Genomic DNA, 13,324 nt, shown 5'->3' on the forward strand with positions numbered 1-13,324 from the left:
TCAGCCCTCCTTGTTGGGCGGCCAGCCATTGGTGTTGATTTTCGAGCTCCATTTGAGGAACTCGGCGATGTCATCCACTTCTTGGTCACTCAACTTGAACTGGGGCATCGCTCGTCGACCCGGTACGCCCAGCGGCTGCATTTTCATCCAGGCCTGCAGGAAGGGTTTGAAGCCGTCCTCCCCGCCCCGGCGCTGGAACACGTTGCCTAGCTCAGGCGCAAAGTAGGCACCCTCTCCCAGCAATGTGTGGCAGCCGATGCAGTTGTTCTGCTCCCAGACTGTTTTGCCGCGTATCACTGATTGAGTTAATTGCGCTTCATTGCTGCGCTTGGGAAAGGTTTGTTCCGTGTGGTAGGTCAAGGCCAGGAATATCAGGAAGAAGAAGATGCTTCCTCCGAAATAGATATTCCTGGCCATGCCTTTTGTGAAGGTCTCTGACATGGTCGCTTCCTCGTTGCTTGGCCCGTCCATGATAGGAAGCGAGGGTTTGAAACCTGCTTGATGGCGATCAAGAAAGCCAGATGGTTTTGGTCAGGTATTAACGACGATCCATGGCAATGCATGGGGATCTACATGCCGTAGGACCTGTGGGAGGGGCGGTGCGACGATTCGACTTGCTCCCGATGGCGGCCTGGCAGCCCACCAGGATGTTGGAGTTTGATCGAGTACATATCCGTTATTTGGGCAATGGCTACTTATGGTTCCGCTTTTACAGCGGGTCACTTTTGGAAAAGAGAGCCCCAAAAGTAACCAAAAGGCTCTTGCCCCACCACTCGGCACCTCGCCCAGGCTCGGTGTGCCCGTAATCCGACAGGGATTTGGGGGGCCGCCGCCACGCGCCATCCATGGCGCGGGGCGGCTAAACCGGCATCCCTGCCGGTTTACCCCCCAAATCCCTGTCGAATTCCGGCCAGCGTGGTTTAACGGGGCGCCTAAAATCAAAAGCAGATCAAGATCAAGAGCGGCTCGCTTCGCATCGTGGTTACGTTCGGGTCGGCTGATATAAAAGTTGTGTAGATACCTATGCTCATCGGGGGCAAGCCTCCTCCCACACTTTTACCGAGTGCGGATACCCATGCTCATCAATGAGCTCTTCAACGGAACAACACGAGCGTCAGCCCGACAACGGCCGCCAATACCAGCGCCCAGCTCAGCATCAACCGACGCCACAGGCGCGGGGCGTGGCGCAGTTCCATGAAGCCGTCCGTGATCAGCCAGGCCTTGCCGACCGCTACCAGCAAAATGACCATCGACAACCATCTCGAGGTGCCGACCTGTGCCAGCGCCACCGTACACAGGCTTAACGTGGCCAACCCAGCCCAGCAGAGGAGCAGTAACCTGGACGCGGACATATATCCTCCCGTCAATTGAGCACGTAGACCAGCGGGAACAGCACCACCCAGACCAGATCGACCATGTGCCAATACAGCACGCCACATTCAAAGCCGTTGTGGTTTGCGGCGTCGTACAGGCCTCGACGGCAACGCTCGGCCAGCCATGCGAGGATGAACATGCCGAGCAATACATGGAGAAAGTGAAATCCGGTGAGGATCCAGTAGAGCGTGAAAAACGTGTTGTGCTCCATGCCCAGCCCCGAGACCAGCAAGTGCCGGTATTCGGTGACTTTCAACACTACGTAGACACTCGCGGCGAGCAACGCGAGCAACAGGAAAACCGCGCCGTGGCGGGGCCGTGAGCGCCGGACGCGCTCCTGCGCCAGTGCAGCGAACAACCCTGCAGTGATCAGGCTCAATGTCATCGCCAAACCGGTAGACGTGGCAAGCAACTGTCGGCTGTCACTGAACATCTGTGGCCTGAGAGCCTGGGTCACCGCAAACGCCAGAATCAAGATTGCGAACACAGACAACTCGGCCAGAATGAAAAACCACATCGCCAGATCGCCCGGCAAGTGGCCACGGCACAGCTCGCTGGGCTCAGCCGAAGTGCACATCAACCACGTCCATCAGCGCAGCGACCGTTAGCGGATCATCGCTCAGCGGCTCGGCCAGGCACGCCATGCACGCCTCTCGCGGGCTCAGGCCGGAGCGGATCATGCGCGCAGTGAAAATCAGCAGTCGCGTCGAGGCGACTTCTTCCAGGTCATGCTGATCGAGCCGGCGCAAGGCCTGCCCCAGCTTGACCACTCGTGCCGCCAGCGCGCTGTCCACCTGGGCTTCCCGAGCGACAATGCGCTCTTCGTCGGCTACTGGCGGATAGCCGAAGCGCATCGCCATGAACCGTTGGCGGGTGCTGGGCTTCATGCCCTTGAGCAGGTTCTGATAACCGGGGTTGTAAGACACCACGAGCATGAAGGACGACGGCGCCTTCAACACTTCGCCGGTGCGTTCCAGGAACAGTTCCCGACGATCATCGGCCAGTGGATGCAGCACCACCACGGTGTCCTGGCGTGCCTCGACCACTTCGTCGAGGTAGCAGATGCCTCCTTCCCGGACCGCACGGGTCAGCGGTCCGTCTTGCCACCAGGTGCCTTTGGCGCCGATCAAATGGCGACCGATCAGGTCTGCGGCACTCAGGTCGTCGTGACACGCCACGGTGTAGAGCGGCAGTTTCAAGCGATGAGCCATGTGCTGGACGAAGCGGGTCTTGCCGCATCCGGTCGGGCCTTTGATCAGCACCGGCATGCCGTGACGCCAGGCCTGCTCGAACAGTACCTGCTCATTGTTCAGCGGTTGGTAGAAAGGTTCGACCTGTTCGCACGACGGAATACGGTCCATGGGCTACCTGTTCCAAAAGCGGATTCAAGGCACACGCTACGGGCGCCTGCGACAACCTGGCAAGTGACACGGCCGGCAAACTTGATCGCCGTCAAGCAAGCATTGGCCTGCTCGGGCATAGCCTTGCAACGCACTAAGAACCTGCGTTCTGCTGGCGTTTCAGCACATCGCAAAGGTCTTGCCTGAGGAGAAATGGAATGCTGATCAGCAATAGAAAAACGTTTGCCCTGGCCGTCGCCACACTCTATTTGGCGATAAGCCAGGTCGCCGGCGCTGACGAACCCGCCACGGCGGCGGCCACCCCGCCCATGGTGAAAACCGCCGGGGCGCCTGACCTGAGCCAAGACGAGTTCGACTCATCCAAGGAGATTTATTTCCAACGCTGCGCTGGTTGCCACGGCGTCCTGCGCAAAGGGGCCACAGGTAAACCCTTGACCCCCGACATCACACAGTCCCGCGGGCAACCCTACCTGGAAGCGTTGATCACCTACGGGTCACCGGCGGGCATGCCGAATTGGGGAACGTCCAACGCTCTGACCAAGGAGCAGATCACCGCGATGGCGAAGTTCATTCAACATACACCGCCGACACCGCCGGAATGGGGCATGGCCGAGACGCGCAAGACCTGGAAAGTGTTGGTCAAGCCTGAAGACCGTCCGAAGAAACAACTGAGCACGCTCAACCTGCCGAACCTGTTTTCGGTGACCTTGCGTGATGACGGCAAGATCGCTCTCGTCGATGGCGACAGCAAGAAAATCGTCAAGCTGATCGAGACCGGTTATGCGGTACACATCTCGCGAATTTCCGCCTCCGGTCGCTATCTGCTGGTGATTGGTCGAGACGCCCGGATCGACATGATCGACCTATGGCCGGCGGAGCCGACCAAGGTTGCCGAAGTCAAAGTGGGTATTGAAGCGCGCTCGGTCGAGACCTCCAAGTTCAAGGGCTACGAAGACACATACACCATCGCCGGCTCTTACTGGCCGCCGCAGTTCACCATCATGGATGGCGAAACCCTGGAGCCCAAGCAAATCGTCTCGACCCGCGGCATGACCGTCGACACGCAGGAATACCACCCCGAACCCCGAGTCGCGGCGATCATCGCCTCCCACGAATGGCCAGAGTTCATCGTCAACGTCAAGGAAACCGGCAAGGTGATGCTGGTCAATTACCAGGACATCAAGAACCTCACCATCACCTATATCGATGCCGCGCCGTTCCTGCATGACGGTGGTTGGGACGGCACCCATCGCTATTTCATGACTGCCGCCAACAACTCCAACAAGGTCGCCGTCATCGATTCCAAGGAGCGCAAACTGACGGCATTGGTGGACGTCGGCAAAATCCCTCACCCGGGTCGCGGCGCCAACTTCGAGCACCCGGTCTACGGTCCGGTCTGGGCCACCAGCCACCTGGGCGATGACGGTATCTCGCTGATCGGCACCGACCCGGTCAAACACCCGCAATACGCCTGGAAACAGGTCGCCTCGCTCAAAGGCCAGGGCAGCGGTTCGTTGTTCATCAAAACCCACCCCAGCTCACGCCACCTGTACGTCGACACCACATTCAACCCAGACGCCAAGCTCAGCCAATCGGTAGCGGTATTCAACCTCGACAAGCTCGACGCCGGTTACACCGTACTGCCCATCGCCGAGTACGCCGGGATCAAGCAAGGCGCTATGCGGGTCGTGCAGCCGGAATACAACAAGGCCGGGGACGAGGTCTGGTTCTCCGTCTGGAGCGGGCAGGCAGACGAGTCGGCACTGGTGGTGATCGACGACAAAACCCTGAAGCTCAAAGCGGTGATCAAAGACAAGCGGCTGATTACGCCCACCGGCAAATTCAACGTCTACAACACCCAGCACGACATCTATTGAGCTCCATCAATGCAAGGAATCGCCATGAAAAATACGCTGCTTTCATTGTTTGCCCTGGCTGCCTGGCTGATTGTGCAGCCTGCCATGGCGCAAGACGCACTGGAGCTGTTCAAGAGTAAGCCTTGCGCCGCCTGCCACGCCATCGACACCAAGATGGTCGGCCCGGCGCTCAAGGATGTCGCGGCCAGGAGCGCCGGTACGGCCGGCGCCGTGGACACCCTGGCGAGCCATATCAAAAATGGCACGCAAGGCAATTGGGGGCCGATACCGATGCCGGCCAACCCGGTCACCGAAGAAGAAGCGAAGACCCTTGCGACCTGGGTACTGACGCTCAAATAACCACCGGGAGGGCGTCATGAACACCTATCGACACGCTGCGATTATGGCGGCCCTCCTGCTCATTTGTGCAAGCTCGGTTGCGGCGCCGGACGCCAAGCGCCAGGTGCAACTCGAACATTTGCTGGCCCAGGACTGCGGTGCCTGCCACGGGCTGTACATGACCGGTGGGCTGGGCCCCGAGCTGACCCGCACAGCATTGGCCGGCAAGTCGCGGGCCAGCCTGATCGCCACCGTCACCCAAGGGCGCCCCGGCACCGCCATGCCGGGCTAGGGCGCGCTGCTCAGTGCCGACGACATCCGTTGGCTGGTCGATCTTCTTCTCCAGGGATACCCCGCACCATGATCCGTTCAATCCTGCTGTCAGCGGCGACCGGCCTCCTGTTATCCGCCTGCGCTCAAACTCCTTTGCGGGGCACCGGCGACCTGGGGGTCGTGGTGGAACGCAGCACCGGTAGCATCCAGATCATCGAAAGCCAGAAACACACCGCGCTGGCCCGCCTCACAGGCCTTGGCGATCTGTCCCATGCCTCGGTGGTGTTCTCCCCTGACCAGCGTTATGCCTATGTGTTCGGTCGCGACGGGGGCTTGAGCAAAATCGACCTGCTGACCCAGCGCATCGACCACAGGGTCATCCAGGGCGGCAACAGCATCGGCGGCGCCATCAGTCAGGACGGCAGGTTGATCGCGGTGTCCAACTACGTCCCCGGCGGAGTCAAGGTGTTCGATGCCGGCACCCTGCAACAGGTAGCGGACATCCCCGCCACGGCGCTGGCCGATGGCAAACGTTCTCGTGTAGTGGGCCTGGTGGACGCCCCCGGACAACGCTTTGTGTTCAGCCTGTTCGATACCGGCGAAATCTGGAGCGCCGATTTCAGCCAGGGCAACTCGCCAGTGATCCGCCGCTTCAAAGACATCGGACAGCAACCCTACGACGCACTGATAACTGCGGATGGGCGCTATTACATGGCCGGGCTGTTCGGCGAAGACGGCATGGCCCAACTCGATCTCTGGCATCCGGAACGAGGCGTAAAGCGAATACTCGGCGACTACGGTCGCGGCCAGGAAAAACTCCCGGTCTACAAAATGCCGCACCTGGAAGGCTGGGCCGTCGCCGACAACCAGGCCTTTGTGCCCGCCGTCGGCCGCCATCAGGTGCTGGTGATGGATTCGCGCAGTTGGCAGCAGACCGCAACCATTGCGGTGGCTGGGCAGCCGGTGTTCGTCACCTCGCGGCCAGATGGCCGGCAGCTGTGGGTCAATTTTGCCTACCCGGATAATGATCGGGTTCAGGTGATCGACACCGAAACCCATCGCGTAATCGCCGACCTGCGACCGGGCCCGGCCGTGCTGCACATGGAGTTCACCGCCCGTGGCGACCAGTTGTGGCTGTCGGCCCGCGACGGCGATCAGGTCCAAGTCTGGGACCCGTACACCCTCAAACGGCTGGCCACCCTGCCGGCCAGCGCGCCAAGCGGCATCTTCTTCAGCAGCCGCGCACAAAAAATGGGCTATTGAAATGGACTTGGACCTGCTGAGTCGCCAGTTGATGGATCGCTTCCAGCACGAAATGCCGCTGTGCGCGGAACCGTATAAGGCCATGGCCGCCGCCCTCGGTTGCGACGAGGCGCACGTGCTGACTTGTCTGCACGCCATGGATCAGGCCGGCACCCTCTCACGGGTCGGCGCGGTGTTCGACCACCGCCGTGCCGGAGCCAGCACCCTCGCCGCGTTCGCCGTGCCCGCCACACGCCTGCATCAGGTCGCTGAGCGCGTCAGCCAGTATCCCGAGGTCAATCACAACTATGCACGGGAGCATTTCTACAACCTGTGGTTTGTGGTGACCGGCCCTGATCGCCCACACATCCAACGCGTACTCAACGAACTTGAAAAAGACACCGGCCTCACGCCACTGGACCTGCCGATGTTGACCGCCTACCGCATCGACCTCGGTTTTTCCCTGGGAGAAACGCCATGAATACCGACTTGACCCCCAGACAAACGCTGGCGCTGCGTCGGCACCTTGAAGCTGGCCTGCCGCTGGTATCGCGCCCCTACCAATGCCTCGCCGAGCGAATAAACGCCAACGAAGACCAGGTGCTGGGGCAGATGCATCTGTGGCATGAGCAGGGCTTGTTCCGCCGAATCGGCCTGGTGCTCAACCACCGCGCCCTGGGCTTTACCGCCAACGCAATGTTGGTACTGGATGTTCCGGACGCGCTGATCGACGAGGTCGGCCAGCGCCTGGGGCGAGCGCAGGGCATCACTCTCTGCTATCAACGGCCGCGGCGTTTGCCGCAGTGGCGATACAACCTGTTCTGCATGGTTCATGGACGTCAACGTGAACAGGTCGAAACCCAGATTCAGCAATTGCTGGACGAACACCTGCTGAGCGACCTGCCCCATCAATTGCTGTTCAGCACCCACGCCTTCAAACAGTGCGGCGCACGCTTTGCAGCCTCGCCAATGGGAGCCCCATGCCATGGATGACCTCGACCGCCGATTGATCAACCGCTTGCAACGGGGTCTACCGCTGGTACGCCACCCTTGGCAGGCGCTGGCCGCCGAACTGGACAGCAGCAGCACGCAACTGCTCGAGCGTCTGCGCCAAATGCTCGCTGACGGAATACTCACGCGCTTCGGCCCACTGTTCGACATCGAGCGGCTGGGCGGCGCGTTCACCCTCGCAGCGTTGGCGGTGCCGGAAGAACGCTTCGAACAGGTAGCCGAACAACTGCACGCCCTGCCCGAAGTGGCGCACAACTATCGACGCGAACACGCCTGGAACATGTGGTTCGTGCTCGCCTGCTCGACAGAACAGGCGATCGCCGAAACCCTGCACCACATCGAAATTCTGACAGGCCTGCCACTGCTTAACCTGCCTAAAGAGGAGACCTATCATGTCGGTGTGTATTTCCCGGTCTGAGGACGCCCTGGCCCGGCATCTGATCGAGCTGACCCAGGCCGGCCTGCCCTTGGTGGACGACCCATGGGCCTGGCTCGCCGAACAGTTGCACCTGAGCGTCGAGGCAACCCTGGATTTGCTCAAGCGCCTGCAAGCCGAGGGCGCGATCCGGCGGATTGCGGCTGTCCCCAACCACTATCGCCTGGGCTATCGCCACAACGGCATGACCGTCTGGGACGTGCGCGACACCGACATGCCGCGCCTTGGCGCATTGATCGGCGCGCAGCCGTTCGTCAGCCACTGCTACCGACGCCCACGCCAAATCGCCTGGCGCTACAACCTGTTCGCTATGGTCCATGGCCGCAGCAGCGACGAGATCAACCACTATCGCGAGCACCTGCGCCAATTGCTGGGTGACGCCTGTGTCGCCGACGAGATGCTGGTGAGCAGCCGCATCCTGAAGAAAACCGGTGTGCGGCTACCGCAAGCGCCACGCTGAACGCAGCTGAATCAAGGAGATTTACATGTTGAGGATCAGCCAATACCTGCGCGCCCTGAGCGGCCAGGCGCCCGCCCCAAGAACCAGCCCACCGGGCAGCAACCGGCCACCGGTGGTGATCTGGAACCTGCTGCGGCGTTGCAACCTGACGTGTAAACACTGTTACGCCACCTCGGCCGACAGTGTCTTTCGCGACGAACTGGATACGCCCGCCGCCCTGACTGTGATCGATGACCTGCACGATGCCGGCGTAAAAGTACTGATATTTTCCGGCGGTGAACCGCTGATGCGCGAGGATCTGTTTGTGCTCAGCGCCTATGCCCGCGCCAAGGGTTTCTTTGTGGCGCTGTCCACCAACGGCACGTTGATCGATGAGCAGAACATCGCGCGGATCAGCGCCGCGCAGTTTGACTATGTAGGCATCAGCATCGATGGCCTGGAAGCCACCCATGATGCCTTCCGGCAACTGAAAGGCAGCTTCGCTCGTTCCATGCACGCGATCCGGCTCTGTCGAGAACGAGGCATTCGCGTGGGCCTGCGTACGACGCTGACCCAGGAGAACCACACGCAGTTGCCCCAACTGCTGGCACTGATGCGCGAGTACGACGTACAGAAGTTTTACCTGTCGCATCTCAACTACAGCGGCCGCGGCAAACGCAGTCGCCAGCTTGATGCGCAGCGGCAGATGAGCCGCGACGCCATGACCTTGATCTTCGAACGCGCCTGGGAAGACATTCAACAAGGCCACGGCACCGATTTTGTCAGTGGCAACAACGATGCCGATGCCATTCTCTTGCTGCAATGGGCCGCGAGCCGCTTGCCTGCGCACTACCCGCACCTGGAAAACATGCTTCGCGCCTGGGGCGGCAATGCCTCGGGCAGCGGTATTGCCAATATCGACAATACCGGCGAAGTGCACCCGGACACCTATTGGTGGCAGCACTCGGTGGGCAATGTCCGGCACACGCCCTTTCGCACGCTCTGGCTGGATCAGCCCGATGCGCTGCTGTCGAGATTGCGTGAGCACCCCCGTGCTGTGGGCGGCCGTTGCGCGCAATGCCGCTGGTTGCCCATCTGCAACGGCAATACCCGCACCCGCGCCTGGGCCGAGGGCGACCTCTGGGGCCAGGACCCCGGCTGTCATCTAAGCGATGAAGAGATCGGCGTGCAGCCGTCACCGCTGATCCCTTGCACCACAGACTGAAGCGTCCGTGCGGTAAACCCTCTGATATGAAGCACCAAGGAAGCCTTATGCCTGCATCCATTGTTATACCGGCCGCACTTGAGTGCGCGTTCAGACCGGGGGAAGTCGCCCTGGTCGGTGCCGGCCCCGGCGACCCCCGGCTGCTGACCCTGCGCGCCTGGAGCCTGCTGATGCAGGCCGACGCCGTGGTCTATGACCGCCTCATCAGCGACGAACTGCTGGCATTGATCCCACCGACCTGCGCGCGGCATTACGTCGGCAAGGCCAGCGGCCGCCACAGCTTGCCCCAGGAACAGATCAACCAACGGCTCGCTGACCTTGCCGACCAAGGCCAACGGGTGGTTCGGCTCAAGGGTGGCGACCCCTTCATATTCGGGCGCGGTGCCGAGGAACTTCAGTACTTGCTGCGACGCGGTATCGACTGCCAGGTGGTCCCGGGCATTACCGCCGCTTCCGGCTGCAGCGCCTATGCGGGGATCCCACTGACCCACCGGGACCTGGTCAACTCCTGCCGTTTCATCACCGGGCACCTGCAACACAATGGCGCGTTGTCGTTGCCCTGGAGCAGCCTGGCCGACTGCAGTCAAACCCTGGTCTTCTACATGGGGTTGGCGAATCTTGGGGTTATCGCCCAGCGCTTGATCGAGGCCGGAATGCCCGCCGACACACCGGCGGCACTGATAAGCAACGGCACACGGCCTGACCAGCATGTCGTGCGTGGCCCGCTGCACCAACTGCCGACCCTGGGGCTTAAGTGCCCGCCCGGAATTGCGACGCTGACGGTGATCGGCACCGTGGTCAATCTGTTCGCCGAACAACCACTGCAATACCCGGCGCGCTTTTCTCCATCCAAGTGAGAGGTGCAAGCCTACTGACTTGAAGGCGATCGGTTTTCTTTGCAGGTGTTTCCAACGCCTTAAACGGTGCGGGAAAACCGGCCCTTCTGTGCGTCACCCAGGTAGGCGTCAAACGCCATTGCGACGCTGCGCATCATCAAATGCCCTTGGGGCAACAGGCGCAATTGGCCGTGATGAATCTTCAGGAGCCCGTCCCGCACATGCTCGTCCAGTTGCCCCAGCGCGTCGGCAAAATACTCGGTGAAGCAGATGCCGTGACCCACTTCGAATTTACCGAAGTCGACCCGGCCATGGCACATCAGCTCACTGATCACGTCACGGCGCAGCAGGTCATCGGCGCTCAAACGGTAACCCCGATGCACCGGCAGCAAGCCTTGATCAATACGGGCATAGTACTGCGAGAGCTCCTTGACACTCTGGCTGTAGCTGTCGCCGACCTTACCGATCGCTGACACCCCCAGGCCGATCAAATCGCAGTCGGCATGGGTGGAGTAGCCCTGGAAATTGCGCTGCAACGTGCCATTGGCCCGGGCCAGCGCCAGCTCATCGTCGGGCAAGGCGAAATGATCCATGCCGATATAGACATAACCGGCCTCGGTCAGGCGCCGGATGGTCAGTTCAAGCAACTCCAGCTTGCGTTCCGGTGGCGGCATGTCCGCTGGGCGAATCAGTCGTTGCGCGCGCACCAGCTCCGGCAAATGGGCGTAGCTGTAGGCGGCAATTCGATCCGGACGCAACGCGATGATTTTGCCGAGGGTGACATCGAAACTCTTCACCGTTTGCAGCGGCAGGCCGTAAATCAGGTCGACGCTGACCGACTTGAATTGCGCCTCACGCGCCGCTGCGACCAGGGCATAAATCTGCGCTTCACTTTGCTGGCGATTGACTGCCGCCTGCACGTCGGGGTCAAAGTCCTGCACACCAAAACTCAGACGATTGAAGCCCAGCTGGCGCAGCGACTGGATCTGTTCGGTGCTGATGGTGCGCGGATCGACCTCGATGGAAAACTCATGGTCATCGCTGTCGTCCATGTCGAATGCCTGGTGTAGACAGCCCATCAGGTCGGCCAGCTGCTCGCGGGTCAAATAGGTCGGCGTGCCCCCGCCCAGGTGCAGTTGCGTCAGCTTGCGCGTACGGTCGAACAAGGCAGCTTGCATCTCGATTTCGCGCTTGAGGTAGGTCAGGTATTCGACGGCACGGTGGGTTTTCTGCGTAATGATTTTGTTGCAGGCACAGTAGTAACAAAGGCTCTTGCAGAACGGAATGTGAATGTACACCGACAGGGGCTTGGGCACAGGCGCCAGGTTGCTATCGGTGACGGCACGATGATAGTCATCGACGGCGAACGCCTGATGAAATTGCGGTGCGGTTGGGTAGGAGGTATAGCGCGGCCCCGGTCGGTCATATTTTTCGACCAGGGCGCGATTGAAATCAAATGAAGGTGTCATGATCAATCCACTCGCTATAGGGTTCACGTCCCGCGCCGCCCGAGTCCTTTTCAAACAGGTTGCAGATGGCATCTACGTGCGGCCGACCGGCCGGAAGGATACTGATGAAACGCTCAGACAGCTCAATCAACCCGTCACCGGCCAATTGCTCCAGCACAGGCCAGGCGGCGTAAAAGTACTGGCGAAAGATCAGTCCGCAACGCGTCTCGATGGCCTGGATATCCAGCTCCAAATCGCACGCCAGGCGTTCCATGACCATGAGCCTGATCTGGCTGCGTGGCTCGCACCGCCAGCCACGACTCGTCGGCAATTGGTCGATGTCCAGGCATTGCTGATACCGTTGCAATTGGTCGGTGTTTTGCGCGTACAGTTCGTCAATCTGACTGATGGCGCCCAAACCGAACCCGATTTGATCGCAATACCCGTGGCGGGTAAAACCTTCACTGGTGCGGCGTAACCGGCCGCGCTCCTGCGCTATCGCCAAATCATCGTCGGGCCGGACGAATTGACCCAGGCCGATGTAGTGATACCCCCCGCCGAGCAACTGGTCAAAACAGCTTTGGCGCATCGCGCTTTTATCATCCAGGCTGCACAGCGCTCTGATGTTGTCCCCGGCCATCGCCCGATAGCGATGGGGTGGCCGTGAGTAGTCAAATACCAGCAGCCGGTCCGGCTCCAGTTCGATAAGAGTGGCCAATTTCAGTGCGAAGCTTTCCGGCGTCTGCCAGGCACGGCCATACCCCAGATCCACATTGATGGAACGATAACCAAAGGTACGCGCGGCATCGATAAGCGAATGGATGGGGGCCGGGTTCTGGTAGCAGTCCACCGACATATCACTGTCGGCACCGATGTCCGGAACGCCAATGCTGACATGGTTGAATCCAAGGTCGCGCAGCACGCCCATGGTCGACCAGTCGGTGTGGTGCAGGTCAACGTCAATACTGTACTCACCGCACTCATGCCCCAGAAGGTTGAATCGGCCACGAAGATGACTCATCAGCCTTCTGAGCTGGGCGATTGCGGGTATACCGCCCCCCAGATGAAACTGCTCGACCCGCTGCCCCGTGCCCAGGTGACAACTGACGAGGTCAATCTCGTGCTGCAGACGTCGAAGGTAGCTTTCACCGCCCCTGTGCTCGCATGAAACATCGCCCGGGGAACACAAGGCAGGCCTAGGGTTGGACGGCAGTTGCACGTTCAGCGACAGCGGACGGCATTTCTGGCGGCTGGCACGTAAAGCGCGAAGCAAATCCAGGGAACCGATCCCTTCATGGAACTTTTCAGTGCCAACAGGGCAGTCGGGATCGAGCACGCCTTGATCGTACCGAACGTTCAGCTCGCCGCGGTTGTGAGATGGGTTGAGCATGACGGGTCTCCGAGACTGGCTGCGCACTACCAGTGTCAGGGCCTGGCGTTCAATGCGTCTTGATTTGTATCAAGCGCAAGCAAATGCTGGTGGT

At 60.6% G+C, this 13,324-nt stretch carries 15 protein-coding genes and 1 pseudogene; 10 read left to right on the top strand and 6 right to left on the bottom strand.

The features are described 5' to 3' along the window. The 4 genes from BLU48_RS13835 to BLU48_RS13855 form a co-directional block, all read right to left on the bottom strand. Positions 1-441: a c-type cytochrome gene (locus tag BLU48_RS13835; protein WP_043051390.1), complete on the bottom strand. Its 441-nt coding sequence runs from the start codon at positions 439-441 to the stop codon at positions 1-3. A 653-nt stretch (positions 442-1,094) separates the two neighbouring features. Beyond that, positions 1,095-1,352 carry a cytochrome C oxidase subunit IV family protein gene (locus BLU48_RS13845; RefSeq protein ID WP_057024116.1) on the bottom strand — a complete coding sequence of 86 codons (258 nt, stop codon included), beginning with the start codon at positions 1,350-1,352 and terminating at the stop codon, positions 1,095-1,097. 11 nt (positions 1,353-1,363) lie between these two features. After that, positions 1,364-1,951, bottom strand: a complete 588-nt coding sequence (locus BLU48_RS13850) for a cytochrome c oxidase subunit 3 (RefSeq protein ID WP_057024117.1) — start codon at positions 1,949-1,951, stop codon at positions 1,364-1,366. After that, entirely contained in the window at positions 1,935-2,735 is an 801-nt protein-coding gene (locus BLU48_RS13855) for a CbbQ/NirQ/NorQ/GpvN family protein (RefSeq protein WP_057024118.1), read from the bottom strand. Before BLU48_RS13855 ends, BLU48_RS13850 begins: the two co-directional genes overlap by 17 nt. Before the next feature lie 197 nt (positions 2,736-2,932). Between BLU48_RS13855 and BLU48_RS13860 the strand changes: the two genes are divergently transcribed. The 10 genes and pseudogenes from BLU48_RS13860 to cobA all read left to right on the top strand — a co-directional run bounded on the left by BLU48_RS13860 (position 2,933) and on the right by cobA (position 10,413). Further along, positions 2,933-4,612, top strand: coding sequence for a cytochrome D1 domain-containing protein (locus BLU48_RS13860; RefSeq protein WP_057024119.1), 1,680 nt, complete (start codon positions 2,933-2,935; stop codon positions 4,610-4,612). Between the two features lie 24 nt (positions 4,613-4,636). Beyond that, on the top strand, positions 4,637-4,951 hold the full coding sequence (locus BLU48_RS13865) for a c-type cytochrome (RefSeq protein WP_057024120.1): 315 nt from the start codon (positions 4,637-4,639) through the stop codon (positions 4,949-4,951). A gap of 16 nt (positions 4,952-4,967) precedes the next feature. Further along, positions 4,968-5,294 (top strand): annotated as a pseudogene (locus BLU48_RS13870) (c-type cytochrome). Then, a complete protein-coding gene (locus BLU48_RS13875) occupies positions 5,291-6,466 on the top strand; it encodes a cytochrome D1 domain-containing protein (protein WP_057024121.1) in 1,176 nt (391 codons plus the stop codon). The pseudogene BLU48_RS13870 and the gene BLU48_RS13875 overlap by 4 nt, the downstream one beginning before the upstream one ends. Position 6,467: 1 nt before the next feature. Further along, positions 6,468-6,926, top strand: coding sequence for an Lrp/AsnC family transcriptional regulator (locus BLU48_RS13880; protein ID WP_057024122.1), 459 nt, complete (start codon positions 6,468-6,470; stop codon positions 6,924-6,926). Further along, positions 6,923-7,438, top strand: coding sequence for a siroheme decarboxylase subunit beta (gene ahbB / locus BLU48_RS13885; RefSeq protein ID WP_057024123.1), 516 nt, complete (start codon positions 6,923-6,925; stop codon positions 7,436-7,438). The genes BLU48_RS13880 and ahbB (BLU48_RS13885) overlap by 4 nt, the downstream gene beginning before the upstream one ends. After that, positions 7,431-7,874, top strand: coding sequence for an Lrp/AsnC family transcriptional regulator (locus tag BLU48_RS13890; RefSeq protein WP_057024124.1), 444 nt, complete (start codon positions 7,431-7,433; stop codon positions 7,872-7,874). Before ahbB (BLU48_RS13885) ends, BLU48_RS13890 begins: the two co-directional genes overlap by 8 nt. After that, positions 7,849-8,352 (top strand): siroheme decarboxylase subunit beta, encoded by a 504-nt coding sequence (gene ahbB / locus BLU48_RS13895; protein ID WP_057024125.1) that lies wholly within the window; start codon positions 7,849-7,851, stop codon positions 8,350-8,352. Before BLU48_RS13890 ends, ahbB (BLU48_RS13895) begins: the two co-directional genes overlap by 26 nt. Positions 8,353-8,377: 25 nt before the next feature. Next, complete coding sequence (gene nirJ / locus BLU48_RS13900) at positions 8,378-9,556, top strand: heme d1 biosynthesis radical SAM protein NirJ (RefSeq protein ID WP_057024126.1); 1,179 nt, start codon at positions 8,378-8,380, stop codon at positions 9,554-9,556. A 47-nt stretch (positions 9,557-9,603) separates the two neighbouring features. Next, entirely contained in the window at positions 9,604-10,413 is an 810-nt protein-coding gene (cobA, locus tag BLU48_RS13905) for a uroporphyrinogen-III C-methyltransferase (RefSeq protein ID WP_057024127.1), read from the top strand. A 59-nt stretch (positions 10,414-10,472) separates the two neighbouring features. Here the strand turns inward: cobA and hemN are convergent, their stop codons facing one another. After that, positions 10,473-11,861, bottom strand: coding sequence for an oxygen-independent coproporphyrinogen III oxidase (gene hemN, locus BLU48_RS13910; RefSeq protein ID WP_057024128.1), 1,389 nt, complete (start codon positions 11,859-11,861; stop codon positions 10,473-10,475). Further along, positions 11,845-13,230, bottom strand: coding sequence for an oxygen-independent coproporphyrinogen III oxidase (locus BLU48_RS13915; RefSeq protein ID WP_057024129.1), 1,386 nt, complete (start codon positions 13,228-13,230; stop codon positions 11,845-11,847). Before BLU48_RS13915 ends, hemN begins: the two co-directional genes overlap by 17 nt. Positions 13,231-13,324: the final 94 nt, after the last annotated feature.

The sequence above is a fragment of the Pseudomonas synxantha genome (assembly GCF_900105675.1).
GTDB lineage: Bacteria > Pseudomonadota > Gammaproteobacteria > Pseudomonadales > Pseudomonadaceae > Aquipseudomonas > Aquipseudomonas synxantha.